The organism is Labrys sp. 22185 (assembly GCF_052045555.1).
Lineage (GTDB): Bacteria > Pseudomonadota > Alphaproteobacteria > Rhizobiales > Labraceae > Labrys > Labrys neptuniae.
In genome coordinates this window covers 180,675-205,845 of the sequence record NZ_JBQEPH010000004.1, presented here as the reverse complement: position 1 = coordinate 205,845, position 25,171 = coordinate 180,675, and the positions used below count along the sequence as shown (strand labels likewise).

Genomic DNA, 25,171 nt, shown 5'->3' with positions numbered 1-25,171 from the left:
CCACGGGCTATGCTCGGCGCCCTGCACACAACCATCCCGGGAGGACGAGACATGAGCTTCGAAGGCAGTTGTCATTGCGGCGCAGTTTCCTTCACGGCCGAAGCCGACGCGCCGACCAGCGCCGTGAGCTGCAATTGCTCCTATTGCCGCCGCAAGGGATCGCTCCTGGCCTTCCTGCCGGCCGAAGCGGTGACCATCTCCGCCGACCCTGCGAGACTCAAGACCTACCAGTTCAACAAGCACCGCATCGAACACCAGTTCTGCGAGACCTGCGGCACTCAGGCTTTTGCCAAGGCAAAGCGGCCCGACGGGGCGGCCATGGTGGCGATCAATCTGCGCTGCGTGCCCGCCATCGACCTCGATGCACTCGAGATTCACAAATTCGATGGCGCGAGCACCTAGCGCAAAGCGCGTTCAAGCGTGAACGCTTAGTTGCCCTAACTCCTTGTTCCCAAGCCAATCCAAAGGATTGGCTTGGGTGTCTTTGCGATTCTTGGTGATTCCGCCAGATCGCAAAACGCTTTAGCGCGAGCCCATCGCCCTCATGCACTGACAGACGCGGCACGCGGCCCTCTTACGCGAGACAGGCCCTACGTCTTCATGCCGGAGCCCCTGATTGCGCGAGTTCCTTGTTTCGGCGCGCCTTTGCGTTTCGCGGCGAGACGGTCAATCCAGGCGTTTCCGGTTCGTGGGCCGGCCTCGACGACGGCGACGCAGAGAGCGGCCACCCTTCCCAGAAGTCCGCGGTGTGGGGCTCATCGGCCTGGTCGAGCCAGTCGTCACGGTAGTAGTCCGCGAGCAAGGCATAGCGAATCTTGTCGGTCCGGTTCGTCGTCGGCGTGTGCAGCAGGCGATGATGCCACAGCACCAGGGTGCCGCGCGGCCCCGGCAGCATCACATGACGGCAACGGGCCTCCGCCTCCAGGCGCAAGGCTTCGACATTGTCGAGCAATTTGTAGGAAGCGCGACCGGCAAATGCCTTCGCCATGATGTAATGGCTCCCTTCCCAGACGCTGAAGGCGCCGCCATCCTCGGCAACGTCGTCGAGATAGAGGACGGCATTCACCTGGAAGGGATGGGCATCCATCCCGCCTTTGATCGTGTCGCTCGACTGCGGGGTCGGAAAGATCGGATAGAGGCCGCGCGTCGCATGGCGGCCGACGCAGCGTTCGCCGATCAGGCTGCGCACGGCCGACATCACCGGGCCGTTGCCATACATCATGCGGATCAGTTCAGGATGCCGGAACACATTGTCCTTGAACTTCAGCCGGCCGCGGCGTTTGGCGAGCGTGGCGGACCGGCAATCGTCCTCGATCTCACCGATCCAGGTCCTGGGATCGTCGCGGTCGAAATGGCTGTCGATCTGGCTCCATGTCAGGTTGATCGCCCAGTTCGTCCATTTGGCGTCCAGGTCTATCTGGACGGTGCAATAGCCCTTGTCGACGAATGAGTTCTTCTGAACTTCGCTTAGCATAGGCGCCCCCAAGCTCCTGCTTCAAATCAATTACGCACCGACCAGTTCGCCGATCCTGTCCTTCAGTTTGTTGTAGCGGCGGTTTTCGCTTGGCGTTGCCGGCTCCGCCTGTTCGAAGCTCTGCCTGGCGGCGACAAGGTCACCACGCGATAGATGCGCCTCGGCACAGAGGATATGGCCAAGGGCCGATTTGGGATTGTCGACCAGCGCAAGCTCGAGCAGTTCCAGCGCGCGCCCAACCGAGGATTGCGCCAACAAGGCGCGCGCCACATGGATCCGCGCCTGCGAGGCATGCTTGGGGAGAGCGCGCGACCAGCCACTCAGCGTGGTCTCCAGCGCGGCGACATCGCCACTGTTTCCTTCCGCCTCGACCCGAAGCGACCAGTAGCGGCTCGATCGCGCTTCCTCCAGCTTCGGATCATAGAGGATGTCCAGCGCCTCCCGGTTGCGCTTGAGCATCAACAGGGCACGCGCCTTCGCCATCTTGATCCGCTCGGAGCGGGCATCGGTCAGCGATGCGACCTCCAGCGCCTTGGCGGGCTGCTTCTGCTCGACCAGCCACTCGATGTGCTCGGTCGCAAAGGTCGGCGACTTCTCCGACCACTCGCCGAACTCGGAGAAGAAGCGCGCCGCCGAACTCGGATCACCCTTGCGCGCCTCGACGGCATGCAAATGCGCCGCCGATGCCCCGCCCGCCTCGATACTGGCCTGGGCGCTCTCCAGGCTGTCGCCGCCCACGCCGCCTGCGTCGAAATGCCGGACCAGGCGGTCGACATTATGAGCGATCAGCGTCTCGCTCACATGGGTAAAATCATTCATCCAGGCAATCTGCCGGTCGCTCTGGAGCACGGATTCATAGCTGGGGAAGTAGTGCACATTGTCGTAGCGCGCGACCATTTCCTCGGTGACCGTACGCAGGACGGACTTGCTGTAGCAATTTGCCACCATCACGTCCTCGGGACGGTGCGTAATTCCGAGCGCCACCGGCGATACGCTCATCAGGATGACCGCGTCGCTCCGCCCATATTTGCGCAGGAGGCCCAAGGCCCGGTCGCAATAATCCAGCGTCTCGTCATGAGAGAGCACGTGAAGCTCGAAGCGCTCGGGATAGCGGCGGACCAGCGGCGGTGGCGGCAAACTGTTGAGATAGGTAGCTGCCACATTGTCGTACCAGACTTCGACCAGGCCGAGCGTGACGATGATCAGCTTGCAGTCCTTGAAACTGCCATAGGCCTTGGTGATGGCCGAGCGTCGGCGCAGCACCGTCTCCCGGGGCGCGGGTTGCACATTGTGGGTGACGTGCAAGTCGAGCCATTTGCCGGAGCCATATTCGACGATGGCCTGCTCGGCATCGAACTGCAATTCCCCGGTGGCCCAGCCCAATTCGTTCCAGATGGACGGTGTGCTGAAATTGTTGAGCGCCCGGGGATGCACGCCCGCGAAGCTGCGATCGTCCATCAAATCCCGCATCGGCAGGCGATAGCCCGCGGTGGCAAGCCGGCCTTCCACATTGCGTGCGAAGCACGATCCAACGGTGAAGATCTTGTCACCCGGCTCCAGATCTAACTCAAAATCAAAATGCGGACTGGCAATCGGTTCCACTCGATTAGCAGCATTTCTCGACCCCCAGAAACTGTATTCATTCGCCTTACGAAGCTTGATTGCATCTACAGCAGACGATTTGTATAGCGGCACGGGACCTCTGATGATTTTGGTTGAACTGAGCTATGTTCTCCTGACTCGACGATTTCTATGAGTCCATGGAATGTTGCTCGGCGTCAAGAGACTGCTTTGTGACGATTTTGTGTCTGCCCGCGGGTGGCTTCCCGCCGCCGCCCCTGCACGCCACCGGCTCATATCGGCCATGGAACGCAGCCGATGGTTGCAGAACGACCTCCCCGGCGCGAAGCCGGGCGGCGCGTTTTTGCGTTCGAATCGCCGCCACTCAGTTCCCGGGAGGTCGCCACAATTCACTACGTTCGCGTTCCGTGCTGCGCAGCATGTCGAGGGCAATGCGAAGCTGGATGTCGTCGGTAGGATTGGGCGGCACATAGAGGGATGAGCCACTCTCGTCCTTGAGGCCCGTTCCCCTGAGATGACCTGTCAGGCCTGCTTCGCCGGGTGTGGCATGGCCGAGGCCGGCACCGGTCGGATCCTGCTGCCGCACCGCGATGTCGGGCTCGATGCCCTGAGCCTGGATCGAGCGGCCGAGCGGGGTATAGTAGCGCGCCGTGGTCAGCACCAGGGCGCTGTCGTCGGGCAGGCGGGTCACCGTCTGGATCGAGCCCTTGCCGAAGGAGCGCGTACCCAGGATGGTGGCGCGCTTGAAGTCCTGCAGGGCACCGGCGACGATCTCCGCCGCCGAGGCGGTGCCGCCGTTGATCAGCACCACCAGCGGCACGCCGCCGGTGATGTCCTCGCCATGGGCGATATAGACCTTCGACTGGTCGGGCTCACGCCCGCGGATCGACAGCAGCACCCCTTTGCCGATGAAGGCCGCCGACACCATGATCGCCGGATCGAGCAAACCGCCAGGATTGTTGCGCAGATCGAGAACGATGCCCTTCAAGGTGCCAGGCCGGAAGGCCGTCGGCAGGCGTTCCGCAACCCGCCTGAGGCTGTCGGGCGTCTGCTCGTTGAATTCCCGGATGCGGATATAGCCGACATCCTCGCCCATCACCTCGAAGCGCACGCTCTCGGCCCGGATGATCTCGCGCATGAGGGTATAGGACAGCGGCACGGCATTGCCACGCCGCCGGATGGTCAGGGTGGCGGAACTGCCCACCGCTCCTTCCATGCGCTGCAGCATCGCTGCCGGGCTCAGCCCCCGGACGGTATCACCGTCCAGCTTGAGAATGATGTCTCCCGCCTTCAAGCCCGCCGTGGCGGCCGGCGTGGCATCCAGGACATGCTCCACTTTGACCAGGCCGCCCTGCACCTCGACCTCGAGGCCAAGCCCGACGCGCTTGCCGGCAAGCTCCTGCTGCATGTCGGACATGGCTTTGGGATCGACATAGCGCGAATGGGGGTCGAGCTTCGACATCATGCCGCCGATCGCACCCTGGATCAGCACGTCCGGTGCGGGCTTGTCGACATAGGTGGCGAGCACCCGCTGATAGATCGCAATGAAACGACCAAGCTCGTAAAGTTGCTCGCGAGTATCGTTGTCCGGGTTTTCAGGGTCCGGCTGTTGTTGAGCCCTGACCGGAACTACAATCAAACCAAGAAGAAGAACAGCTATCGCAAGTGGACGCATGCGCATGGCGGCCTCCACTCTTCCAATGATTTCTAATTACATGGTGATGCGGTATCCAAATGTCAGTAGCACCGCCGAAAAATAGCTGCTGCGACACCAGCGCATTGGTGCCGGCCTGTATTTTCCGGCATAGAGACAGCCATGGCAGCCAGCATCCATATGAGCGAGCCTGAGGGCACCGCGATCAGCGAGGCGATGATCGAGCGCCTGGTCCACACCTTCTATGGCCGGGTGCGGCAGGACGATCTGATCGGGCCGATCTTCAATGCCAAGGTCGCCGATTGGGACGACCATCTCGCCAAGCTCTGCGCCTTCTGGTCATCGGTCATCCTGCGCAGCGGTCGCTATGACGGCCGACCGCTCCGGCCTCATCTGATGCTGCCGCTGGAAGGCCGGCATTTCGATCGCTGGCTCGATCTGTTCGAGCGCACCAGCCTCGATGTGTTGCCCCGCAATGCCGCCCTGCTCTTCATCGACCGCGCCCGCCGTATCGCCGACAGTTTCGAGATGTCGATCGGCACCCAGCACGGCGAGATCCGGCCGCCGCGACACCAGGCGAGAAGGCTGCCGACTTAAATAGCATTACCGACCATTCTTGCTTCGCTCCCCTTGCAATGACGGCATCAGAATCACCTCCAACAGGCGTGGCGGCACGTCGCTCAAAAATCCCGGATGGCGCCTCTCTCGATTTTGCGGCATAGCAGGCGCAACCGAAAGAACCATCCATGCCCGCCAAACTGCTCGCCACCCTGATCGGCCTCATCGCCATCCTGCTCTGGTCCGTCCTCGCCCTGACCACCGCGCTCACTCACCGCATCCCATCCTTCGAACTGCTCGGGCTGACCTTCGCTGTAGCGACGCTGATGGGCGCGGCCTCCTGGCTGTTCCGCCCCGGCGCCACCGCGGCCCTGCGCCAGCCCTGGCCAGTCTGGGCGCTCGGCGTCGGTGGCCTGTTCGGCTATCACGCCGTCTATTTCGAGGCGCTCAAGCGGGCACCGCCGGCCGAGGCCAGCCTGATCGCCTATCTCTGGCCGTTGTTGATCGTGCTGTTCTCCGCGATGCTGCCTGGCGAGCGGCTGCGCTGGTATCATGTTGCGGGCGCTCTGCTCGGTTTTGCCGGCGTCCTGGCGCTCGCCCTCGCCAAGGGTGTTTCGGGCTTCGAGATGGCCAATGCGCCCGGCTACGCGCTGGCGCTCGCCTGCGCCTTCATCTGGTCCGGCTATTCGGTGCTGTCGCGCCGCTTCAAGGCGGTGCCGACGGATGCGGTGGTCGGCTTTTGCGGGGTGACCTGCGTACTCGCCTTGGTCTGCCACGCCCTGTTCGAGACCACGATATGGCCCGATGCCAAAGAGTGGCTTGCCATCGTCGGGCTTGGCCTGGGACCGGTGGGCCTGGCCTTCTATGCCTGGGATCGCGGGGTCAAGCATGGCGACATCCGCCTGCTCGGCGTCGCTTCCTATGCCACGCCGGTGCTCTCGACGCTGATCCTGGTCGCCGTCGGCATCGCATCGCCGAGCCTGGCTCTGGCACTCGCCGTGCTGCTCATCGTCGGCGGAGCGCTCATCGCCTCACGCGACCAGCTTTTTCCCCCACGCAAACCGGCGGTGGAGGTATGAACCTCGGTTGGAATGCCGATCTCGCTCCATTACTTGACGGAGCCAAGGCGAGAGGATCGGCACTCCAGAGGCGCACTACCCCGCCGGCCTGCCGAGAAAACGCTCGATGATGGCGCTCGAAAGCCGCTTCGGGCGTTTGGTGGCCACATCCAGGCAGCACCAGCTCGACTTCACTTCGGCGAGCACTTCCTCGCCGCGTTTGATGATGATGCCGTAAAAGGCCTTCGCACCATGCACCTTCTCGAGAATGACGGTGGCGATCACATCGTCTTCGAGGAAGGCCGGCTTGCGATAGGTAATCTCATGACGCAGCGCCACCCAGGCATGCTTCTTCAGCGCCTCGGCAGGCGCCAGGCGCTCCCAATGGCTGATGATCGCCGCCTGCACCCATTTCAGGTAGCTGGCATTGTTGACATGGCCCATGAAGTCGATATCCGAGCGATCGATACCGACGGTATAATCATAGGGCATGACGTTCCGAAACATCGCTTCCGCGCCTCCGCGCCAAAATCGGCATATGGGGACGCCACCTCCGAAATGCAGCCCCCATACAGCCCAAGTGCCATTGAAGCAGCATAGCTTGGCACAAGCATGGCACGGCGCCAATCCGTCCAATGGATCTACGCTGAACAGGGTGGGTCGGCGAAAGGTTCCCGGCTCGTCAGGCCCCGAACCCGGCAAAGGCCTGCGCCATGCGCAGATAGACCGGACGCTTGTGCGGCGTCACCAGGTCGGGCAGCCGCGCCAGCCTTTCCCAGCGCCAGCCGAAGAATTCCTGCGGCTCGCCGGTCGGCAGATTGACGACGTCGATCTCGCTGTCCTGCCCCTCGAAGCGCAAGGCGGCCCAGCGCTGCTTCTGGCCGCGAAAGGGCGACAATTTGTGCGGTGGCCCGTCATAAGGCGGGAAATCATAGGGCCACCATTCCTCCGTCACCGCAAGCAGGGAAGCGCTGCGGACGTTGGTCTCCTCCCAGAGTTCGCGCTTGGCGGCCGCGATGATGTCCTCGCCCTCGTCGATGCCACCCTGCGGGCACTGCCATTCGAAGCCCGGCAAGATCAGTTCCGGCCCGGAGGTCTCGGCGCGGCCGACCAGCACCAGCCCCTCGGCATTGAACAAAGCGATGCCGACATTCGGCCGATAGGGTCTGGTCTGGTCCATCACGCCACCAGATGCCGGAAGGCCGCCACCACCTCGGCATAGACGCCGCGCTTGAACGGCACGATCAGGCCAGGCAAGGCGGTCAGATCTTCCCAGCGCCAATCCTCGAACTCGGCCTTGTGCTTGCCGCCAGCCGGCCTGAGCACGTCGATCTCGCTGTCGGGGCCGGTGAAGCGGAAGGCGAACCATTTCTGGGTCTGGCCGCGATAGCGCGCCGTCCAGCCGCCGCCGACGGCCTCGGCCGGCAGGTCGTAGGAATACCAGTCCGGCGCCTCGGCCAGAAAGGCGATCGAACGCACATTGGTCTCCTCATGGAGCTCGCGGATCGCCGCCTCGCGCGGGTCCTCGCCCTCGTCGATGCCGCCCTGCGGCATCTGCCATTCGAAGCTATCGGGCGCGCTGCCGGTGCGCGGTTTGCGGCGGCCGACGAAGACCTGGCCTTGCGCGTTGAACAGCGCCGCGCCGGCGCAAGGGCGGTAGGGAAGCTTGGAGCGGTCGGTCATTGCGGGCCCGGAATGTCGCAGATTGGGAATAGCAGCTCAGGACTTGGAGGCGGCCTCGATCGCAGGCAGCAGCCTGGTCTTGAGGCTGTCCTCGCTCAGCGGGCCGACGATCTTGTCGACAATCTCCCCCTTGCCATTGACCACGAAGGTCTCCGGCACGCCATAGACGCCCCAGTCGATGGCGGAGCGGCCGTTCACGTCGACGCCGACAGCTGCGTAGGGATTGCCGAAGGTGCCGAGATAGCGGCGCGCATTGTCGGGGTCATCCTTGTAGTTGATCGCCACCAGGCGCCCCTTGCCGAGGCCGGCCAGCTTCATCAGCACCGGGTGCTCGTCCCGGCAGGGACCGCACCAGGAGGCGAAGATGTTGACCACGCTGACGCCGCCCGATTTGAGATCGGCGGTGGCAAGGCCGGGGAGCGCCTTGCCATCCCGGACCAGTTCGGCCAGCGGCGGCAGGCTCATCTGCGGCACCGGCTTGCCGATCAAGGTGGAAGGCAGCGCCGAAGGGTCGCCGCCGGAGCGGAGCTGGTAGAAGAACAGGCCGGCGAGCGCCGCGAACACGATCAAGGGCAGAAACACCAGCGCACGGCGGCGCGGTGCCGGCGGCAGGGTCTGGCTGTTGCTCATGACAATTGTCCGTCTGGCTTGGCGTCCCGGCGCGAGCGCCGACGAAGGCCCTGAGCTTCCAGGTCGGCCAAGGTTCTGTGCTGCGCCTTGTGATCCAGCACCACCCAGGCGATCAGCAGGACGATCACCGCGACGGCGAGGCCATAGGCCCAGACGATGAAGGCCCAATGCGGCCCGAGATCCATGCCGAACAGCACCATCTTACGCCTCCACCGGCAGCGAGGCGGTCATGGCCGGGGTGACGCCGGCCGCAGCCATCAGGCGCATGGTGCGGATGCGGCGACGCAGGATCTCGTTGCGCATCGCCGTCAGATGCAGCGTGACGAACAGCAGGGTAAAGGCCAGCGCCATGTCGAGCAGCGGCCAGAGCATGTTCCAGGAATAGATGGTGGAGCCGCCGATGCGGAACACCGAGGCGCCCTGGTGCAGGGTGTTCCACCACTCGACCGAAAACTTGATGATCGGAATGTTGATGGCCCCGACCAGCACCAGCACGGCCGAGATCCGCGCTGCCTTACTGGGATCCTCGATGGCGTGCCACAGCGCCATCAGCGCCAGATACATCAGGAACAGCACAAGCACCGAGGTCAGGCGCGCATCCCAGACCCACCAGGTGCCCCACATGGGCTGGCCCCAGAGCGAACCGGTGATCAGGCAGAGCAAGGTGAAGGCGGCGCCGATCGGCATGGCCGCCTTCATCGCCACTTCGGCGAGGGGATGGCGCCAGACCAGCACGCCGAGCGCCGAGAGCGACATCGCGCCCCAGCCGGCCATGGCGAGCCAGGCGCAGGGCACGTGGATATACATGATCTTCACCGTGGCGCCCTGCTGGTAGTCGTCCGGCGCGAGGGCCGCGCCATAGAGACCGGCGGCGAACAGCAGCACCGTCGCCCCTGCCAGCCAGGGCAGGAGGCGGCCGGCAAGGCCCATGAACAGGGTGGGGTTGGCATATTTCCACATGGGCTTGTTTTACCCGCGCCGGCGCGGCGAAACAATGACGCAGGAAACACAAATATCCGAGAGCCGCGCGCGAAGGACTTCCCCGATCCATGAGGAAGTCCTGCGTCGGCCGGGGACGGGCCGCTGCCGATTTCTACAGGTCCGGCATCATCACGATGTACCGAGCGCCAGCTTTGTCATTGCCGGGCCCGTCCCGGCGATCCAGTCGCTCCCGCAACATAATGAGTACCCGGCCGCTGGACACCCGGGTCAAGCCCGGGCAAGGCAGAGGTTCGTCGTCCCTACTTGGTGGTGTAGCCGCCGTTCACCAGGATGGTCTGGCCTGTCATCCACCAGCCGTCGGAGACGAGGAAGCGGATATAGGGCACGATGTCCTCGATGTCGGTGAGGCCGGTCTTGGAGAACTTCGACAGGGCACCGGCGCTCTTGTGATAGGCGACGGCATCGGCGCCCTCGGCCGGATAGAAGAAGGACGTATCCATCGGGCCGGGGCCGATGGCGGTCACCGAGATGCCGCGCTCGCCGAATTCCTTGGAGGCGGCGCGGGTGAAATGCTCCACCGGCGCCTTGGTGCCGGCATAGGCGGCATAGAACGGCGTGAAGGCGCCGAGCAGCGAGGTGACGAGCGTGCAGATCTTGCCGTTGTCGTTGAGATGCTTGCCGGCCTCCTTGAGGAAGAAGAAGGCCGTCTTCGAGTTGACCGCGGTCATCTCGTCATATTCGGCCTCGGTGATCTCGACGAAAGGCTTCTTGAGCACCTTGCCGACGGTGTTGACCGCAATGTCGGGACGGCCGACGGCGGCGATCGTATCGGCAAACAGCTTCTCGACCGCACCGGCCGAGGTGAGGTCGCCCTGGAAGGCGACGCCCTTGGCACCGGTCGCATTGATGGCGGCGACGGTTTCCTCGGCCGAGGCCTTGGTGGCGGCGCTGTTGTAGTGGATGGCGACCGCCTTGGCGCCCTGCGCCGCCAGATCGCGGGCGAGCAGCCCGCCCAGATTCTTGGCGCCTCCGGCAATCAGCGCGACTTTTCCCTTGATGCTGTGATCGGCCATGTTGGACCTCCTTTCACGAGTGAAGCTTTATCGGAGGCCAGCTTATCGTCTTGAATTTCGATATAAAGCCACCCATTCGAACATGACATGTTAGGATCATGTACTAATCTGGTATTAGGCCGTGGACCGCATCGACCTCTTCCGCATCTTCGTCCGTGTCGTCGACAGTTCGAGCTTCACGCGTGCTGCCAACACGCTGGGGCTGCCGCGCCCCTCGGTCTCGGCCGCCATCAAGGATCTGGAAGCGCGCATGGGTGCGCGCCTGCTGCATCGGACCACCCGCAAGGTCGCGCCCACGCAGGATGGCCTCGCCCTCTATGAGCGCTGCCTGCGCCTCCTCAGCGATTTCGAGGAAACCGAAAGCCTGTTCCGGCAGGCCGCTATTGGCCCGGCCGGGCGCCTGCGCGTCGACCTGCCCGGGCGTATCGGCCGGCTGATCGTGGCACCGGCCCTGGCCGAATTCCTCGACCTCTATCCCGAGATCGACGTCGATCTCGGCGTGACGGACCGCACCGTCGACCTGGTCGAGGACAGCCTCGACTGCGTGCTGAGGGTCGGGCCCCTCAGCGATTCCGGACTGATTGCTCGTTTCATCGGCGAATTGCCCCTGATCAACGTGGCGAGCCCGGCCTATCTCGCGCGCTATGGTGTGCCCCGCAGTCCCGAGGACCTCGACGGGCATCTGGCCGTCAACTACGCCTCCCCCAGCACGGGCCGGGTAGAGCCCTGGGAATGGCTGGAGCAAGGCACCGTCCAGACGCGTTCGGTACGCAGCCGCGTGGTCGTCAACGGTGCGGAGGCCTATATCGCCTGCTGCCTGGCTGGTTTCGGCCTGATCCAGATCCCGGCCTACGACGTCAAGAGCCACCTGGCGGCCGGCGAACTCGTCGAAGTCATGCCGGACTATCGCGCCGCCTCCATGCCGATGACGCTGCTCTTCCCCCACCGGCGGCATTTTTCCCGCCGGGTGCAGCTGTTCGCGGACTGGCTCGAGGCCCTGCTCAAGCGCGAGGTCCTGATACGGTAGCTTCGAACTGTCCATCCGTCGTCGAGACCGCGCGAGGCAAAGAATCCAAGGCTATTCCAGCCCGAAGCGCAGGGCCCAGGCCGCCGCAACCGTGCCGAGCACGATGGAAAACAGCGTCATGGCTGAGAGCAGCAGGAAGGGCGGCAGGAAGGGCATCGGGCCGGTGATCGCGGCGGTCGCGGCGGCCACCCCGAAGATCAGCACGGGGATGGTGAGCGGCAGGATCAGGATGGAGATCAGCATGCCGCCGCGCCGGAGCGCCACGGTCAGCGCCGCGCCGATCGCACCGAGGAAGGTCAAAGCCGGCGTGCCCACCAGCAGGGTCAGCGTCACGGCCGCAAGCCCTTTGCCGGGCAGGTTGACGAACAGGCCCAGCAGCGGCGTGGCGATGACCAGGGGCAGGCCGGTGGTCACCCAATGCGCCAGCGCCTTCACCGCCACCGCCAATTCGAGGGGCTGGCCGCCGAGATGGATGAGGTCGAGCGAACCATCGTCGAGATCGGCCTGGAACAGGCGATCGAGGCCGAGCAGCGTCGCCAGCAGGGCGCCGAGCCAGAGCACGGCCGGGCCGATGCGGGTGAGCAGGTTGAGATCCGGGCCGACACCGAAGGGAATGACCGTCACCACCGCCAGAAAAAAGATGACGCCGACCGGCGCCCCGCCGCCAGCCCTGACGGCCAGCCGCAATTCGCGCGTGAACAGGGCTGCGAGCGCGCTCATGCCGCACCGATGGTGAGGGTCAGGCTCGGCGCTAGGCCGAGGTCGCCATGGGTGGCTGCCAGGATCAGGCCGCCGCCGGCGAGATGCTCGCCCATCAGCTCGGCAAGACGGGCCTGGGTGACGGTATCGAGCGCCGATGTCGGCTCGTCCAGAAGCCAGATGGGCCGACGGGACACCAGGAGCCGGCACAGAGACAGCCGGCGCTTCTGGCCCGCCGACAAATAGGCCGCCGGCAGGTCGATGAGATGTTCGATGGCGAAGAGATCGAGCGCGTCCTCGATCGAGCGGTCGGCATCGCCGTAATAGGCGCGCCAGAAGCCCAGATTCTCGCGCACGCTGAGCGAAGGTTTGAGGGCATCGGCATGGCCGCAATAATGCATGTGCTCGGCGGGCGTCTTCTCCGCATCGCCGCCGACGAGGCGTATCGCCCCTGCCCGGCGCGGCACCAGGCCGGCGATCACCCGAAGCAGGCTGGATTTGCCGGCGCCGTTGCGGCCCGTCACCGCGACGAGATCGCCGGCACCGGCAGAGAAGCCGACGGCTTCGAACACGAGCCGGCCGCCCCGCTCGCAGGCGAGGTTCTCGATCGTCAGGCTGAGGGGCGGGGCATTGCTCACACGACGCCGATGTTCAGGAGGTCGAGCATATGGACGACACCCACGGGCCGCCCGCCTTCCACGGCAAACAGCACGGCGATGCGCCTCGTATCCATCACCTCCATGGCCTCGCTGACCAGGGCTTCGGGGCGGATGACCTTGGGCGTGCGTGTCATGATGTCGTCGACCCGCCGCGTCATCAAATCGTCGCTCATATGACGCCGGAGGTCGCCGTCCGTGGCGATGCCGACCAGCATGCCCGACGCGTCGAGGACGCCGACACTGCCGACCCCCTTCTTCGACATCACCAGGATGGCTTCCGACATCAGTGTGCCCTCGGTGACCAGCGGCACGGCGTCGCCGGTGCGCATGACATCGCGCACGAATTTGAGCGAGGCACCGAGCTTGCCGCCGGGATGGAAGACCCGGAAATCGGCGGCGGTGAAGCCGCGCGATTCCAGCATGGCCATGGCCAGGGCATCGCCGAGCGCCAGGATCATCAGCGAAGAGGTCGTCGGTGCCTGGCCGTTGGGGCAGGCTTCCTTGGCCTGGGGCAAGACCAGAGGCAGGTCCGCCGCCTTCGCCAGGGTCGAGCTCGCCACCGAGGTCACCGCGACGAGGGGCACGTTGAAGCGGGTCGCATAGTCGATGATGTCGCCGAGCTCGCGTGTCTCACCCGACCAGGACAGGGCGATGACGGCATCGTCGGCCGTAATCATGCCGAGATCGCCATGGCTGGCCTCGCTCGGATGCACGAAGAAGGCCGGCGTGCCGGTAGAGGCGAAGGTGGCGGCGATCTTCTTGCCGATATGCCCGGATTTACCCATGCCGGTGACGATGACGCGGCCCTTGAGGCCGGAAAAGCGCTCGATGCAGGCGCTGAACACCGGACCGAGATCGCCTTCGATCGCCTCCGCCAGCGCCTCCAGGCCGGCTCGTTCGGTTGCGAGGGTGCGCAGGGCCGATTGCTGCGCCGCCTTCACCATGCCATCACCCTGATTCAAACCTGCCTCGTCACGATTTGTTTCGCGGCGGTGTTTATCACAGAATCGGTAAAGAGAATCAGGATTCGGGAACGCGCCCATGCCATCGCCTTCTAACGTCATCGCGCGCACGATGCGGCTCGGATCCGCGCTGGGCCTCATGGCTCTCGGCTTGATCTCACCTGCCCACGCCGACAACTACTTGTCTTTCGTCACCGCCCTATGGCCCCGCGCGGAGAAGGCCGGCATTTCCCGCGAAACCTTCGATGCAGCCTTTGCCGGGCTCGGCGTCGACCCCAAGGTCGTCTCGCTGGCGGGCACCCAGCCCGAATTCAATCAGACCATCCGCGCCTATGTCGACGGCCGCCTGAGCGCCGACCGGATCGCCCAGGGCAAAGCGATGGCGCAGCGCTGGAAATCCTGGCTCGACAAGGCCGAGGAGCGCTATGGCGTCGATCGCTATGTCATTCTCGCCATCTGGTCACTGGAGAGCAATTACGGGGCCTCGCCCGGCAACTCCGACACCATCCGCTCGCTCACCACCTTGGCCTGCTGCACCACCAAGCGCCCCGAACTCTTCCGCGACGAGTTGATCGACGCCCTCAAGATCCTGCAGGAGCACGACATCACGCCGCGCGGCATGACCGGTTCCTGGGCCGGAGCGCTGGGCCAGGTTCAGTTCATGCCGTCCAGCTTCCTGAAATATGCCGTCGACCTGGATGGCGACGGCAAGCGCGACATCTGGAACGAAGAGCCTGACGTGATCGGCTCGATCGCCAACTACCTCAAGCTGCACGACTGGGATGCCGGCAAGCGCTGGGGTTATGAAGTCAAGCTGCCGGCCAAGTTCGATTTCACCGCCATCAACGCCCATGACGGTGGTCCCGCCGGCGCCTGGGCCAAGCTCGGCGTCGCCAGGGTTGACGGCAAGCCGCTGCCGGACGGCGACAAGGCCTGGCTGTTCCTCCCGGCAGGCGCCAAGGGGCCAGCCTTCCTGACCTTCCAGAATTATTGGGCGATCAAGACCTACAACATCTCCGATTCCTACACGCTGTCCGTCGGTCTGCTCGCCGACCGTATCCGCGGCATTGCCTCGTTGAAGGGGCGGTGGCCGACGCAGGAGACCACGCTCAACCGTGCCCAGATCACGGCGATGCAGAAGAAGCTGAAGGCGCTCGGCTATCCGATCGAGACGATCGACGGCAAGATCGGCCCGGCGGCGCGGGCGGCCCTGCGCACCTGGCAGGCCAAGGCGGGGCTGGTGGCCGACGGCTATCCGACCCCTGCAGTGTTGCAGAAATTGAGCGCCACGCCCTGAGCGTGATAGGCTTGCTTTTCGAGAGCGCCTCATTCCCGCGAAACCGGAGACCGGCCTTGAAGCAGCGCCTCCTCCTGATCGCCCTGTTCGTGCTGGCGGCCGTCGTGCTGTCGCAGCGCCATGTCCTGGCCCGCGACGGCGGAGGTGAGACGCCGGGCGAAGCCCTTCGCCAATACCAGGAAATGCAGAACAAGGTGCGCCAGCAGAATGCCCGGCCGGCGCCGGTCCGGCGGACCAAGGTCCGTGCTTCGCCCTTCGCCATGCCCAAGCCGGCCAAGGTCGCGCCGGCACCGGCCGTGCCGCCTTCCTCCTTCGTGCATGTCATCGGTGATTCCATGGCGGACCAGCTCGCCGCCGGGCTGGCGGACGTTCTGGACGACCGGCCCGATATCGCCATCATCCGCAACACCAAGGCCGATAGCGGCCTGGTGCGCAACGATTTCTACGACTGGAACAAGGGCATAGCCGACCTGCTCGCCGCCAACGCCCAGATCGATGCGGTCGTGATCCTGATCGGCTCCAACGATCGCCAGACCATCCGGGAGAATGGCACCCGCCTAGAACCGCAATCGGACGAGTGGGAGGCCGCCTATCGCAAGCGCATCGACACGCTGATCGCGCCCCTGAAAGCCCGCGGCGTCAAGATCTTCTGGGTCGGCCTTCCGCCGATGCGCAGCGACACCCTGAGCGCCGCCATGGTGCGTTTCAACAGCCTCTATCGCAGCCAGGTCACGGCAGCGGGCGGGATCTATGTCGACATCTGGGACGGGTTCGTCAATTCGGATGGTTCCTATGCTGCCAGCGGTACCGGGCTCGACGGCCAGCCGGCCCGCCTGCGCAAGGCCGACGGCGTGCATTTTTCCGATGAAGGCGCTAAACTGGCGGCGCATTTCCTCGAAAGCGATCTGAGGCGCCTGCTCGGCGAGGCCCCGCCGGCGCCGATGGTTGCGACGGCACCGGTCGCCGAACCTACCTCCGAGACCCCCGGCGATTCACAGGCCGAGAAACCCGAATACGGGCCGGTCCTGCCGCTCGACGCCTATGAAACCACACCCGGCGGCCAGTTGCTCGGCGGCGGCGCTCCCAAACCAAGCGGCGCCGATCCCAGCGTCGCCAAGGTACTCGGACAGGGTGAGAGCCTGCCTCCGCGCGAGGGCCGGGCCGACGATTTTCGCTGGCCATCGCAGGTGGGAACGCCTTGAGAGCCAGCTCCGCGGCTCAGGGCTTGGCCTGCTCGGCCTTGGCCACGGTGGTATCGAGCGTGTTACGCACCAGGCGTTCGGAGAAGCCGGCGAGAAACGACCAGACCAGCAATTTGGCAAGCTCCGTCGACGGCAGCAGGATGGTGAGGCCGCTCACCTCGGGCTTGCGGCTGGCGACCGTCATATCGCCGTTGGCCTCCTGGAGAACCGAAACAGTCGATAGCGACACGTCCGACAGTTTCGGGAAGATGGTGCCGCCGACGATCCCGCTGCGCATCAGGAAATAAAAGACCATCGCCCCCATCATGCCGACGAGCAGGCGCACGCGCAGCACGTCGGGCCGGTAACTGTTCATGACCTGATCGAAACTCAGCGCGGCACTGTCCGCCTGGAATTGGGTGACTCGGCTGAAGAAGGCACCAAGCAGGCCGAAGGCCATCACCAAGCCGAAGCCGAACACGGGGTTGGACGAATAGAGGGTCCCAGGCCCGGTGGCCGGTACCTGCCAAGTGGCGACGACCGCGAGAATGACGAAGGGCAGCACCGCGGCGACCAGCAGGATACAGCCATAGCCGAGCAGCCGTCTCGCAACTTCCTTGCGCAATTCGCGCTTGTTGCGGGTGTCGATGAAATCACGCTGGAGATCATCGAGCAGCGCCAGATAAGCCAGGCGCTTCTTGGCAACCTGGGCGGCGCCATTGCCAATCGCATCGCCATTGGCGTTCGGCCCGACGAACTCGGCACTCTTCCTATGGACGTCCAGATTGGACAGCCCCCGGCGTGCTGCCAGGGACAGCAGGATAGGATATTCGATGTCGAGCTGTTCGGGCAAAAGATAACGCCCGACAATCTGGCTCGCCTCGTTGAGCTTGACCCATTCGGCCGGCCCCGACACCGTGGGAGGCGCCGCAGGAAACCGCGCATCGATAGCGGCCTTGTCGTCGGCGGTCAGGCCTGGATTGGTGGAAGCGATATCCCACAACGTCCGCAAGGACGTCCATTCATGAGCAATGACTTCCGCGACTTTCGCGGCTTCCTCACATCCTGGGTCCCGCGGCGCCCAGATCTTGCGAAGCAACCCGATCGGCGACATCGATCCCCCGAAGGCACGGTTCATCACCGTCGCCTATAAGAGAGGAACGCCTGTGAAGTGTGCGTGAAACCGCTTCAGCGCCTGGCGCTGTCGAGGGCCATGCGGGCCGCGAGCCCCATCAGCACCGTACCCATCATCCAGCGCTGGATCGTCGTCCACAGCGGACGGCCCGCCAGGAAGGCCGAAATCGTGCCCGCCATCACGACGAAGCAGGCATTGAAGAAAGCGCTGACCAGAATCTGGATGAGGCCAAGCTGCAGGGTCTGCCCGAGCACGGGACCGGAATGGTCGACGAATTGCGGCAGCAGCGAGAGATAGAGCGCCGCGATCTTGGGATTGAGCAGGCTGGTGAACAGGCCCATGCCATAGAGCCGCCCTACTGAATCGGGCTTGAGCGCCCGGACTTCGAAAGGCGAACGCCCGCCGGGCTTGAGCGCCTGCCAGGCCATCCAGGCGAGATAGGCTGCACCGGCAATGCGCAGCGCGTCATAGGCATAGGGCACCGCAAACAGCAGAGCCGTGATCCCGAAGGCCGCCAGCAGCATGTAGATAACGAAGCCGGTGACGACGCCGATCAGCGAGATCAGCCCTGCCAGGCGCCCCTGGCAGATCGAGCGCGAGACGAGATAGGCCATGTTCGGGCCGGGCGTCAGCACCATGCCGACGGCGACGGCAGTGAAGGCGATGACAGTCGTCAGGGAGAGCATGGCGGAAACCTCGAGTTTTCCCTTGCTACGCCCGCTCCTCCCATCCAGGCAAGCACCGACCCGCATCCATCATCACTTTGAATGCTGGCGTCAAAATCGGTGATGGAAAGGTGTGCCGGTCTTCAGACCGGCAATCTTCCAACGCTTTCATGCCGGTCTGAAGACCGGCACACCGAAAACCGCCGCTCAGCGCGGCAGCGTCGTCGCCCCCATCAGGGCCTCGTCGATGGCGCGAGCGGCCTGGCGGCCCTCGCGGATGGCCCAGACCACCAGCGACTGCCCGCGCCGCATGTCGCCCGCAGCGTAAACCTTGTCCATCGAGGTGCGGTAGTCCCTGTCCGTAGCGGAGACATTGCCGCGCTTGTCCAGCTCGACGCCGGACTGGTCGATCATGCCGGCCTTGACCGGGCCGGTGAAGCCGAGAGCGATGAACACCATATCGGCCCTGAGCACGGTCTCCGTGCCCTCGATCGGGCGGCGCTTCTCGTCGGCGCGGGCGATCTTGACGCCGGTGACCCGGCCGTTCTTGCCGACGATGCCGAGCGTCACCGCCTGGAACTCGCGCTCGGCGCCTTCGGCCTGCGAAGAGGAGGTGCGCATCTTGGTCGGCCAATAGGGCCAGATCGCCAGCTTGTCTTCCCTCTCGGGCGGACGGGGCCGGATGTCGAGCTGCGTCACCGAAATGGCGCCCTGCCGGAAGGAGGTGCCGACGCAGTCCGAGGCAGTGTCGCCGCCGCCGATCACGACGACATGCTTGCCGGTGGTCAGCAGCGGTTCCTCCCGGGAGATGTCCTCGCCACCAACGCGGCGATTGCTCTGCACCAGATAGGGCATGGCGAAATGCACGCCCTCGAGCTCGGCGCCCGGCAGGGCCGGATCGCGCGGGGTCTCGGCGCCGCCCGCCAGCAGCACGGCGTCATGGCTCGACTTGAGGTCGGCAAAGCTCATGGAGACACCGATATTGACGCCATAGTGGAAGGTGACGCCCTCGGCTTCCATCTGGCGCACGCGGCGCTCGATATGGTGCTTTTCCATCTTGAAGTCGGGAATGCCGTAGCGCAGCAGGCCGCCGGCGGCAGGCTCGCGCTCATAGACATGCACGTCATGGCCGGCACGGGCGAGCTGCTGGGCGGCGGCCAGGCCGGCCGGGCCGGAGCCGATGACGGCGACCTTCTTGCCGGTCTTCACCTTGGCGATCTCGGGCTGGATCCAGCCCATGGCCCAGGCCTTGTCGGCAATCGACTGCTCGATCGTCTTGATGGTGACCGGCATGTCCTCGAGGTTGAGCGTGCAGGCCTCCTCGCAGGGCGCCGGACAGATGCGGCCGGTGAATTCGGGGAAGTTGTTGGTGGTGTGCAGGTTGCGCGCCGCCTCCTCCCAGTCGTCGTGATAGACGAGGTCGTTCCAGTCCGGGATCTGGTTGTTGACCGGACAGCCCGTCGGACCGTGGCAGTAGGGCACGCCGCAATCCATGCAGCGCGCCGCCTGCTTGCCGACATCCTTGTCGTCGAGCGGAAGGGTGAATTCGCGGTAGTGGCGGATGCGGTCGGCGGCCGGAAGATACTTCTGGTCCTGCCGATCGATCTCGAGAAATCCTGTTGCCTTGCCCATATCAGTTCCCAAAAAGTTTTTATCGAGCCCTGCCGAGAACGTCGCGCTGCCCCTCACCTTACCTCTCCCCGCAAGAGCGGGGCGAGGAGACTTCAGCGTGGCGTCTCATTCCGCCCGTTCATCATCTCGCACGACGCTTGCCAACCCCTCGCCCCGCTCTTGCGGGGAGAGGGTAAGGGTGAGGGGCGGCGCAAACCTTAGTCTGCGCCCCGCCCCTTCCTCACTCCGCCGCCATCATGGTGCGGGCTTTTTCCATCTCGCGCAGGGCGCGGCGATATTCGACCGGCATCACCTTGACGAAGCGGGTGCGATAGGTCGCCCAATCGTCCAGCATGGTCTTGGCCAGCGTCGAGCCCGTATAATGCAGATGGTTCTCGATCATCTTGCGCAGGCGTTCCTCGTCATAGCGGCCCATGTCGCCGGAGACGTCGATACGGCCCTTGAACTCGAGGTCGCCGCCATGATGGTGCAGGCGCTCCATCAGATCCTCTTCCTCTTCCACCGGTTCGAGATCGACCATGGAGAGGTTGCAGCGTTTGGCGAAGCTCTGGTCCTCGTCATAGACATAGGCGACACCGCCGGACATGCCGGCCGCGAAGTTGCGGCCCGTCTGGCCGAGCACCACCACCACGCCGCCGGTCATATATTCGCAGCCATGGTCGCCAGTGCCCTCGACCACCGCCGCGGCGCCCGAATTGCGCACCGCGAAGCGCTCGCCCGCGACGCCGCGGAAGTAGCACTCGCCGGCGATGGCACCGTAGAGCACCGTGTTGCCGACGATGATCGACTTCTCCGGCACGGCCTGCGTCTCATCGCTCGGCTTGATGATGATACGGCCACCGGACAGGCCCTTGCCGACATAGTCGTTGGCCTGGCCGACCAGCGTCAGGTCGATGCCCGCCGCCAGGAAGGAGCCGAAGCTCTGGCCGGCGGTACCGGTGAGGTTCACCTTGATGGTGCCGTCGGGCAAGCCCTCATAGCCGTAGCGCATGGCGACCTCGCCCGAGAGCATGGCGCCGGCCGTGCGGTCGACATTGGTGATCCTGCCCTCGATGGTGACCTCGCGGCCATAGTCGAGCGCCGGCGCCGCCTCGGCGATGAAGCCGCGGTCGAGCACGGTGTCAACAGGGTGCTTCTGCTTCTCCTCGTGGCGAATGCCGACATTGGCCGGCACGTCCACCTTGTGGAAGAGCTTGGTGAAGTCGAGCCCCTTGGCCTTCCAGTGGTCGATGGCGTCCTGCTTGTCGAGCAGGTCGGAGCGGCCGATCAGCTCGTCGAGCTTGCGGAAGCCGAGCTCGGCCATCAGCTCACGCACTTCCTCGGCGACGAAGAAGAAGTAGTTGATGATGTGCTCGGGCGTGCCCTTGAAGCGCTTGCGCAGCACCGGATCCTGCGTCGCCACACCCACCGGGCAGGTGTTGAGGTGGCATTTGCGCATCATGATGCAGCCGGCCGCGATCAGGGGCGCGGTGGAGAAGCCGAATTCGTCGGCGCCCAGCAGCGCGCCGATGACGACATCGCGGCCGGTCTTGAGCCCGCCATCGACCTGCAGGCGCACGCGCGAGCGCAGGCGGTTGAGCACCAGCGTCTGCTGGGTCTCGGCGAGGCCGGTTTCCCAGGGACTGCCGGCATGCTTGATGGAGGTCAGCGGCGAAGCGCCGGTGCCGCCTTCGAAGCCGGAGATGGTGATATGGTCGGCGCGCGCCTTGGCGACGCCGGCGGCGACGGTGCCGACGCCGACTTCCGAGACCAGCTTGACCGAGACATCCGCCGCCGGGTTGACGTTCTTCAAATCGAAGATCAGCTGTGCCAGGTCCTCGATCGAATAGATGTCGTGATGCGGCGGCGGCGAGATCAGGCCGACGCCGGGGGTCGAGTGGCGCACCTTGGCAATGACGGCATCGACCTTGTGGCCAGGCAGCTGGCCGCCCTCGCCGGGCTTGGCGCCCTGCGCGACCTTGATCTGCATCATGTCGGCGTTGACGAGATATTCGGCGGTGACGCCGAAGCGCCCGGAAGCGACCTGCTTGATGGCCGAGCGCTTGGAGCGCCCATCCGGCAGGGTCTTGAAGCGCTCGGCTTCCTCGCCGCCTTCGCCGGTGTTGGACTTGCCACCGATGGCGTTCATGGCAATGGCGAGCGACTCATGCGCCTCGCGCGAGATCGAGCCGAAGGACATCGCGCCGGTGGCGAAGCGCTTCACCAGCTCGCTGGCGGGTTCGACCTCGTTGAGCGGCACCGCAGCCATGCCGCGCTCCCCGGCCGTCTTGATGCGGAACAGGCCGCGGATGGTCTGGAGCTGACCGTTCTGCAGGTTCACCGAGGCGGCGAAGTCGCGATAGCGGTCCTGCGCATTGGCGCGCACGGCATGCTGCAGCGTGGCGACGCTGTCCGGCGTCCAGACATGGTCCTCGCCGCGGATGCGGTAGGCATATTCGCCGCCGACATCGAGGGCGTTGCGGTAGATCGGCGCGTCCGAGAAGGCATCCTTGTGGCGAGATACGGCCTCGGCAGCGACCTCGTCGAGGCCGACGCCCTCGATCATGGTGGCGGTGCCGAAGAAGAACTCGTCGACGAAGGCCGAAGACAGGCCGATGGCGTCGAAGATCTGGGCGCCGCAATAGGACTGGTAGGTCGAGATGCCCATCTTGGACATCACCTTCAGCACACCCTTGCCGATCGACTTGATGTAGCGCTTGACCACCTCGTATTCGTCGACTTCCTCGGGGAATTCGAGCTGGGCATGCAGCGTCGCCAGCGTCTCGAAGGCGAGATAGGGGTTGATCGCCTCGGCGCCATAGCCGGCGAGGCAGCAGAAATGATGGATCTCGCGCGCTTCGCCGGTCTCCACCACCAGGCCCGCCGCAGTGCGCAGCCCCTTGCGGATGAGGTGATGATGCACCGCCGCCGTCGCCAGCAGGGCCGGGATCGGGATGCGGTCCGGGCCGGTCTGGCGGTCGGAGAGGATGATGATGTTGTAGCCGCCATGCACCGCCGCCTCGGCGCGCTCGCACAGCCGCTCAAGCGAGCCGCGCATGCCCTCGGCGCCCTGGATGGCCGGATAGGTCATGTCGAGCGTCTTGGTGTCGAAGCGCTCCTCGACATGGCCGATGCAGCGGATCTTCTCCAGATCCTCATTGGTGAGGATGGGCTGGCGCACTTCCAGGCGCTTCTTGCGGGACGTGCCTTCGAGGTCGAGGATGTTCGGGCGCGGGCCGATGAAAGACACTAGGCTCATCACCAGTTCCTCGCGGATCGGGTCGATCGGCGGGTTGGTGACCTGGGCGAAGTTCTGCTTGAAATAGGTGTAGAGCAGCTTCGACTTGTCGGAGAGCGCCGAGATCGGCGTATCCGTGCCCATCGAGCCGACGGCCTCCTGGCCGGTGGTCGCCATCGGCGGCAGCAGCAGCTTGATGTCTTCCTGGGTGTAGCCGAAGACCTGCTGGCGATCGAGCAGCGACACGTCGGTGCGCGAGGCACGCGCTTCCACCGGGCGCAGATCCTCCAGCACGATCTGGGTGCGCTTGAGCCAGTCGCGATAGGGATTGGCGGTGGCAAGCGAAGCCTTCATCTCGTCGTCGGACACGATGCGGCCTTCCTCCAGGTCGATCAGCAGCATCTTGCCGGGCTGCAGGCGCCACTTCTCGACGATGTCGGCCTCGGGGATCGGCAGCACGCCGAATTCGGAGGCGAGCACGACGAGCCCGTCCTTGGTGACGAGATAGCGGGCGGGCCTGAGGCCGTTGCGGTCGAGCGTGGCGCCGATCTGGCGGCCATCGGTGAAGACCACGGCGGCCGGTCCGTCCCAGGGCTCCATCAGCGCGGCGTGGTATTCGTAGAAGGCGCGCCTGTCCTCGGACATCAGCGGATTGCCCGCCCAGGCCTCGGGGATCAGCATCATCATGGCATGGGCGAGCGAATAACCGCCCTGCACCAGGAATTCGAGCGCATTGTCGAAGCAGGCGGTGTCCGACTGACCTTCATAGGAGATCGGCCAGAGCTTGGAGATATCGTTGCCGAACAGCTCGGAGTCGACCGAGGCCTGGCGCGCCGCCATCCAGTTCACATTGCCGCGCAGCGTGTTGATTTCGCCGTTATGCGCGACCATGCGGTAGGGGTGGGCCAGCGTCCAGCTCGGGAAGGTGTTGGTCGAGAAGCGCTGATGCACCAAAGCGATGGCGCTCTGGAAGCGCTCGTCGGTGAGGTCCTTGAAATAGTCGCCGAGCTGGGTGGCGAGCAGCATGCCCTTATAGGTGATGGTGCGGCTCGACACCGAGACGGGATAGAAGCCCGCCGTCACCGGCCGGCGCTCGACGTCGTTGTAGATGACGTTGGAGATCACCTTGCGGATGATGAACAGCCGGCGCTCGAACTCGTCCTGGTCCGGCGTGGCGGCCGAGCGGCCGATGAAGGCCTGCATGTGGATCGGCTCGGTCGGCAGCACGCTCTCGCCCAGGCCCGAATTGTCCACGGGCACGGCGCGCCAGCCCAGGAACACCTCGCCTTCCTCGGCCACGATCTTCTCGACCACGCGCATGGCATGCACGCGGCCTTCCTCGTTGCGGGGCAGGAAGAAGAAACCGACGGCGTAATCGCCCGGCGCTGGCAACTCGAAGCCGAGATTGGCGCATTCGGCGGCGAAGAAGTCGTGCGGGATCTGTACGAGCATGCCGCAGCCGTCACCCGCCTTCGGATCGGCGCCGACGGCGCCGCGATGGTCGAGATTGTGCAGGATCTGCAGCGCCTGGCTGATGATCTTATGGCTCTTGCGGTTCTTCATATCGGCGATGAAGCCGACGCCGCAGGCATCCTTCTCATTGGCCGGATCGTAGAGGCCCTGGGCCTGCGGCAAGCCGGGATCGCGCAGGACAGGCATGCGCGTCGATTTGGGATCTTTCGTCACGGTGGCATTGGTTTTCGTTGCAGCGTCGATCGCCGCTGCCGAAACCGTCTGCTGTCCGTGTTGGAAGATCGCGCTCATCGCCTGTTTCCTCTTCGCCTCAATCACCTGTTGCCGTCAGCCCGCACACTCGCCCGCTCATCGCCTGCCCATGCAAGGGTCGGGCCGCGACTATGCCGCCGGATTGTGAAAGCTGTCACTCAATTGTGCACCGCTCCGCGCTGAAACGCGAGAGCGGCGTTCTTGCCATACGGCCAAGCCGGGCCTGTGGGCCATCTTCGGCTGGTCCGCGGGCTGCCCCGAAAGGCGGCAGCATCCATAATGGGACAGCATAGCTGTCCTAATATGGATGGCTGACATG

At 64.8% G+C, this 25,171-nt stretch carries 23 protein-coding genes; 6 read left to right on the top strand and 17 right to left on the bottom strand.

Features of this window, described 5'->3' with window-relative positions; all coding sequences use genetic code 11:
• Positions 1-51: 51 nt before the first annotated feature.
• Positions 52-402: a GFA family protein gene (locus ACTJKX_RS10890; protein WP_068294685.1), complete on the top strand. Its 351-nt coding sequence runs from the start codon at positions 52-54 to the stop codon at positions 400-402.
• Between the two features lie 196 nt (positions 403-598).
• Here ACTJKX_RS10890 and ACTJKX_RS10885 read toward each other — a convergent pair whose 3' ends face one another.
• The 3 genes from ACTJKX_RS10885 to ACTJKX_RS10875 all read right to left on the bottom strand — a co-directional run bounded on the left by ACTJKX_RS10885 (position 599) and on the right by ACTJKX_RS10875 (position 4,736).
• Positions 599-1,474 carry a phytanoyl-CoA dioxygenase family protein gene (locus tag ACTJKX_RS10885; protein ID WP_394311020.1) on the bottom strand — a complete coding sequence of 292 codons (876 nt, stop codon included), beginning with the start codon at positions 1,472-1,474 and terminating at the stop codon, positions 599-601.
• Positions 1,475-1,504: 30 nt separating this feature from the next.
• Positions 1,505-3,076, bottom strand: a complete 1,572-nt coding sequence (locus tag ACTJKX_RS10880; protein WP_440725266.1) for a GSCFA domain-containing protein — start codon at positions 3,074-3,076, stop codon at positions 1,505-1,507.
• A gap of 343 nt (positions 3,077-3,419) precedes the next feature.
• Positions 3,420-4,736 carry a S41 family peptidase gene (locus ACTJKX_RS10875; protein ID WP_440725265.1) on the bottom strand — a complete coding sequence of 439 codons (1,317 nt, stop codon included), beginning with the start codon at positions 4,734-4,736 and terminating at the stop codon, positions 3,420-3,422.
• Between the two features lie 135 nt (positions 4,737-4,871).
• Here ACTJKX_RS10875 and ACTJKX_RS10870 point away from each other — a divergent pair, with 135 nt between their 5' ends.
• Both ACTJKX_RS10870 and yddG read left to right on the top strand, forming a co-directional pair.
• Positions 4,872-5,306, top strand: coding sequence for a group III truncated hemoglobin (locus ACTJKX_RS10870; protein WP_311934591.1), 435 nt, complete (start codon positions 4,872-4,874; stop codon positions 5,304-5,306).
• A 149-nt stretch (positions 5,307-5,455) separates the two neighbouring features.
• Positions 5,456-6,346: an aromatic amino acid exporter YddG gene (gene yddG, locus ACTJKX_RS10865; RefSeq protein WP_394311018.1), complete on the top strand. Its 891-nt coding sequence runs from the start codon at positions 5,456-5,458 to the stop codon at positions 6,344-6,346.
• Between the two features lie 75 nt (positions 6,347-6,421).
• On the opposite strand, the gene ACTJKX_RS10860 is transcribed toward yddG, so the two are convergent.
• The 7 genes from ACTJKX_RS10860 to ACTJKX_RS10830 all read right to left on the bottom strand — a co-directional run bounded on the left by ACTJKX_RS10860 (position 6,422) and on the right by ACTJKX_RS10830 (position 10,653).
• A complete protein-coding gene (locus ACTJKX_RS10860) occupies positions 6,422-6,832 on the bottom strand; it encodes an acyl-CoA thioesterase (RefSeq protein ID WP_311934589.1) in 411 nt (136 codons plus the stop codon).
• 175 nt (positions 6,833-7,007) lie between these two features.
• Complete coding sequence (locus ACTJKX_RS10855) at positions 7,008-7,505, bottom strand: RNA pyrophosphohydrolase (RefSeq protein ID WP_440725264.1); 498 nt, start codon at positions 7,503-7,505, stop codon at positions 7,008-7,010.
• On the bottom strand, positions 7,505-8,008 hold the full coding sequence (locus ACTJKX_RS10850; protein ID WP_440725263.1) for an RNA pyrophosphohydrolase: 504 nt from the start codon (positions 8,006-8,008) through the stop codon (positions 7,505-7,507). Before ACTJKX_RS10850 ends, ACTJKX_RS10855 begins: the two co-directional genes overlap by 1 nt.
• Before the next feature lie 36 nt (positions 8,009-8,044).
• Positions 8,045-8,638, bottom strand: a complete 594-nt coding sequence (locus tag ACTJKX_RS10845; protein ID WP_367626684.1) for a DsbE family thiol:disulfide interchange protein — start codon at positions 8,636-8,638, stop codon at positions 8,045-8,047.
• Positions 8,635-8,838 carry a heme exporter protein CcmD gene (gene ccmD, locus ACTJKX_RS10840; protein ID WP_440725262.1) on the bottom strand — a complete coding sequence of 68 codons (204 nt, stop codon included), beginning with the start codon at positions 8,836-8,838 and terminating at the stop codon, positions 8,635-8,637. The genes ACTJKX_RS10845 and ccmD overlap by 4 nt, the downstream gene beginning before the upstream one ends.
• A gap of 1 nt (position 8,839) precedes the next feature.
• Complete coding sequence (locus ACTJKX_RS10835; protein ID WP_367626686.1) at positions 8,840-9,598, bottom strand: heme ABC transporter permease; 759 nt, start codon at positions 9,596-9,598, stop codon at positions 8,840-8,842.
• Positions 9,599-9,879: 281 nt separating this feature from the next.
• The gene (locus ACTJKX_RS10830; protein ID WP_311934584.1) at positions 9,880-10,653 is read right to left on the bottom strand and encodes an SDR family oxidoreductase; all 774 of its coding nucleotides are present in this window, start codon (positions 10,651-10,653) and stop codon (positions 9,880-9,882) included.
• Positions 10,654-10,774: 121 nt separating this feature from the next.
• Between ACTJKX_RS10830 and ACTJKX_RS10825 the strand changes: the two genes are divergently transcribed.
• On the top strand, positions 10,775-11,680 hold the full coding sequence (locus tag ACTJKX_RS10825) for a LysR family transcriptional regulator (RefSeq protein ID WP_440725261.1): 906 nt from the start codon (positions 10,775-10,777) through the stop codon (positions 11,678-11,680).
• Positions 11,681-11,731: 51 nt separating this feature from the next.
• Here ACTJKX_RS10825 and ccmB read toward each other — a convergent pair whose 3' ends face one another.
• From ccmB to ACTJKX_RS10810, 3 genes are read right to left on the bottom strand one after another with little or no spacing between them, the layout of a single operon-like run.
• Positions 11,732-12,400: a heme exporter protein CcmB gene (ccmB, locus tag ACTJKX_RS10820; protein WP_440725260.1), complete on the bottom strand. Its 669-nt coding sequence runs from the start codon at positions 12,398-12,400 to the stop codon at positions 11,732-11,734.
• On the bottom strand, positions 12,397-13,017 hold the full coding sequence (gene ccmA / locus ACTJKX_RS10815) for a heme ABC exporter ATP-binding protein CcmA (RefSeq protein WP_440725259.1): 621 nt from the start codon (positions 13,015-13,017) through the stop codon (positions 12,397-12,399). The genes ccmB and ccmA overlap by 4 nt, the downstream gene beginning before the upstream one ends.
• Positions 13,014-13,982, bottom strand: a complete 969-nt coding sequence (locus tag ACTJKX_RS10810; protein WP_440725374.1) for a KpsF/GutQ family sugar-phosphate isomerase — start codon at positions 13,980-13,982, stop codon at positions 13,014-13,016. Before ACTJKX_RS10810 ends, ccmA begins: the two co-directional genes overlap by 4 nt.
• A 97-nt stretch (positions 13,983-14,079) precedes the next feature.
• On the opposite strand from ACTJKX_RS10810, the gene ACTJKX_RS10805 reads away from it, so the two are divergent.
• Positions 14,080-15,297, top strand: a complete 1,218-nt coding sequence (locus ACTJKX_RS10805) for a lytic murein transglycosylase (RefSeq protein ID WP_440725258.1) — start codon at positions 14,080-14,082, stop codon at positions 15,295-15,297.
• 56 nt (positions 15,298-15,353) lie between these two features.
• Positions 15,354-16,499, top strand: coding sequence for an SGNH/GDSL hydrolase family protein (locus tag ACTJKX_RS10800; RefSeq protein WP_440725257.1), 1,146 nt, complete (start codon positions 15,354-15,356; stop codon positions 16,497-16,499).
• 16 nt (positions 16,500-16,515) lie between these two features.
• Here the strand turns inward: ACTJKX_RS10800 and ACTJKX_RS10795 are convergent, their stop codons facing one another.
• The 4 genes from ACTJKX_RS10795 to gltB form a co-directional block, all read right to left on the bottom strand.
• The gene (locus ACTJKX_RS10795; RefSeq protein WP_440725256.1) at positions 16,516-17,616 is read right to left on the bottom strand and encodes a hypothetical protein; all 1,101 of its coding nucleotides are present in this window, start codon (positions 17,614-17,616) and stop codon (positions 16,516-16,518) included.
• A 50-nt stretch (positions 17,617-17,666) separates the two neighbouring features.
• Positions 17,667-18,299, bottom strand: coding sequence for a LysE family translocator (locus ACTJKX_RS10790; protein WP_440725255.1), 633 nt, complete (start codon positions 18,297-18,299; stop codon positions 17,667-17,669).
• Between the two features lie 186 nt (positions 18,300-18,485).
• A complete protein-coding gene (locus ACTJKX_RS10785) occupies positions 18,486-19,910 on the bottom strand; it encodes a glutamate synthase subunit beta (protein ID WP_367626185.1) in 1,425 nt (474 codons plus the stop codon).
• 220 nt (positions 19,911-20,130) lie between these two features.
• Positions 20,131-24,891, bottom strand: coding sequence for a glutamate synthase large subunit (gene gltB, locus ACTJKX_RS10780; protein ID WP_376717651.1), 4,761 nt, complete (start codon positions 24,889-24,891; stop codon positions 20,131-20,133).
• Positions 24,892-25,171 lie beyond the last annotated feature (280 nt).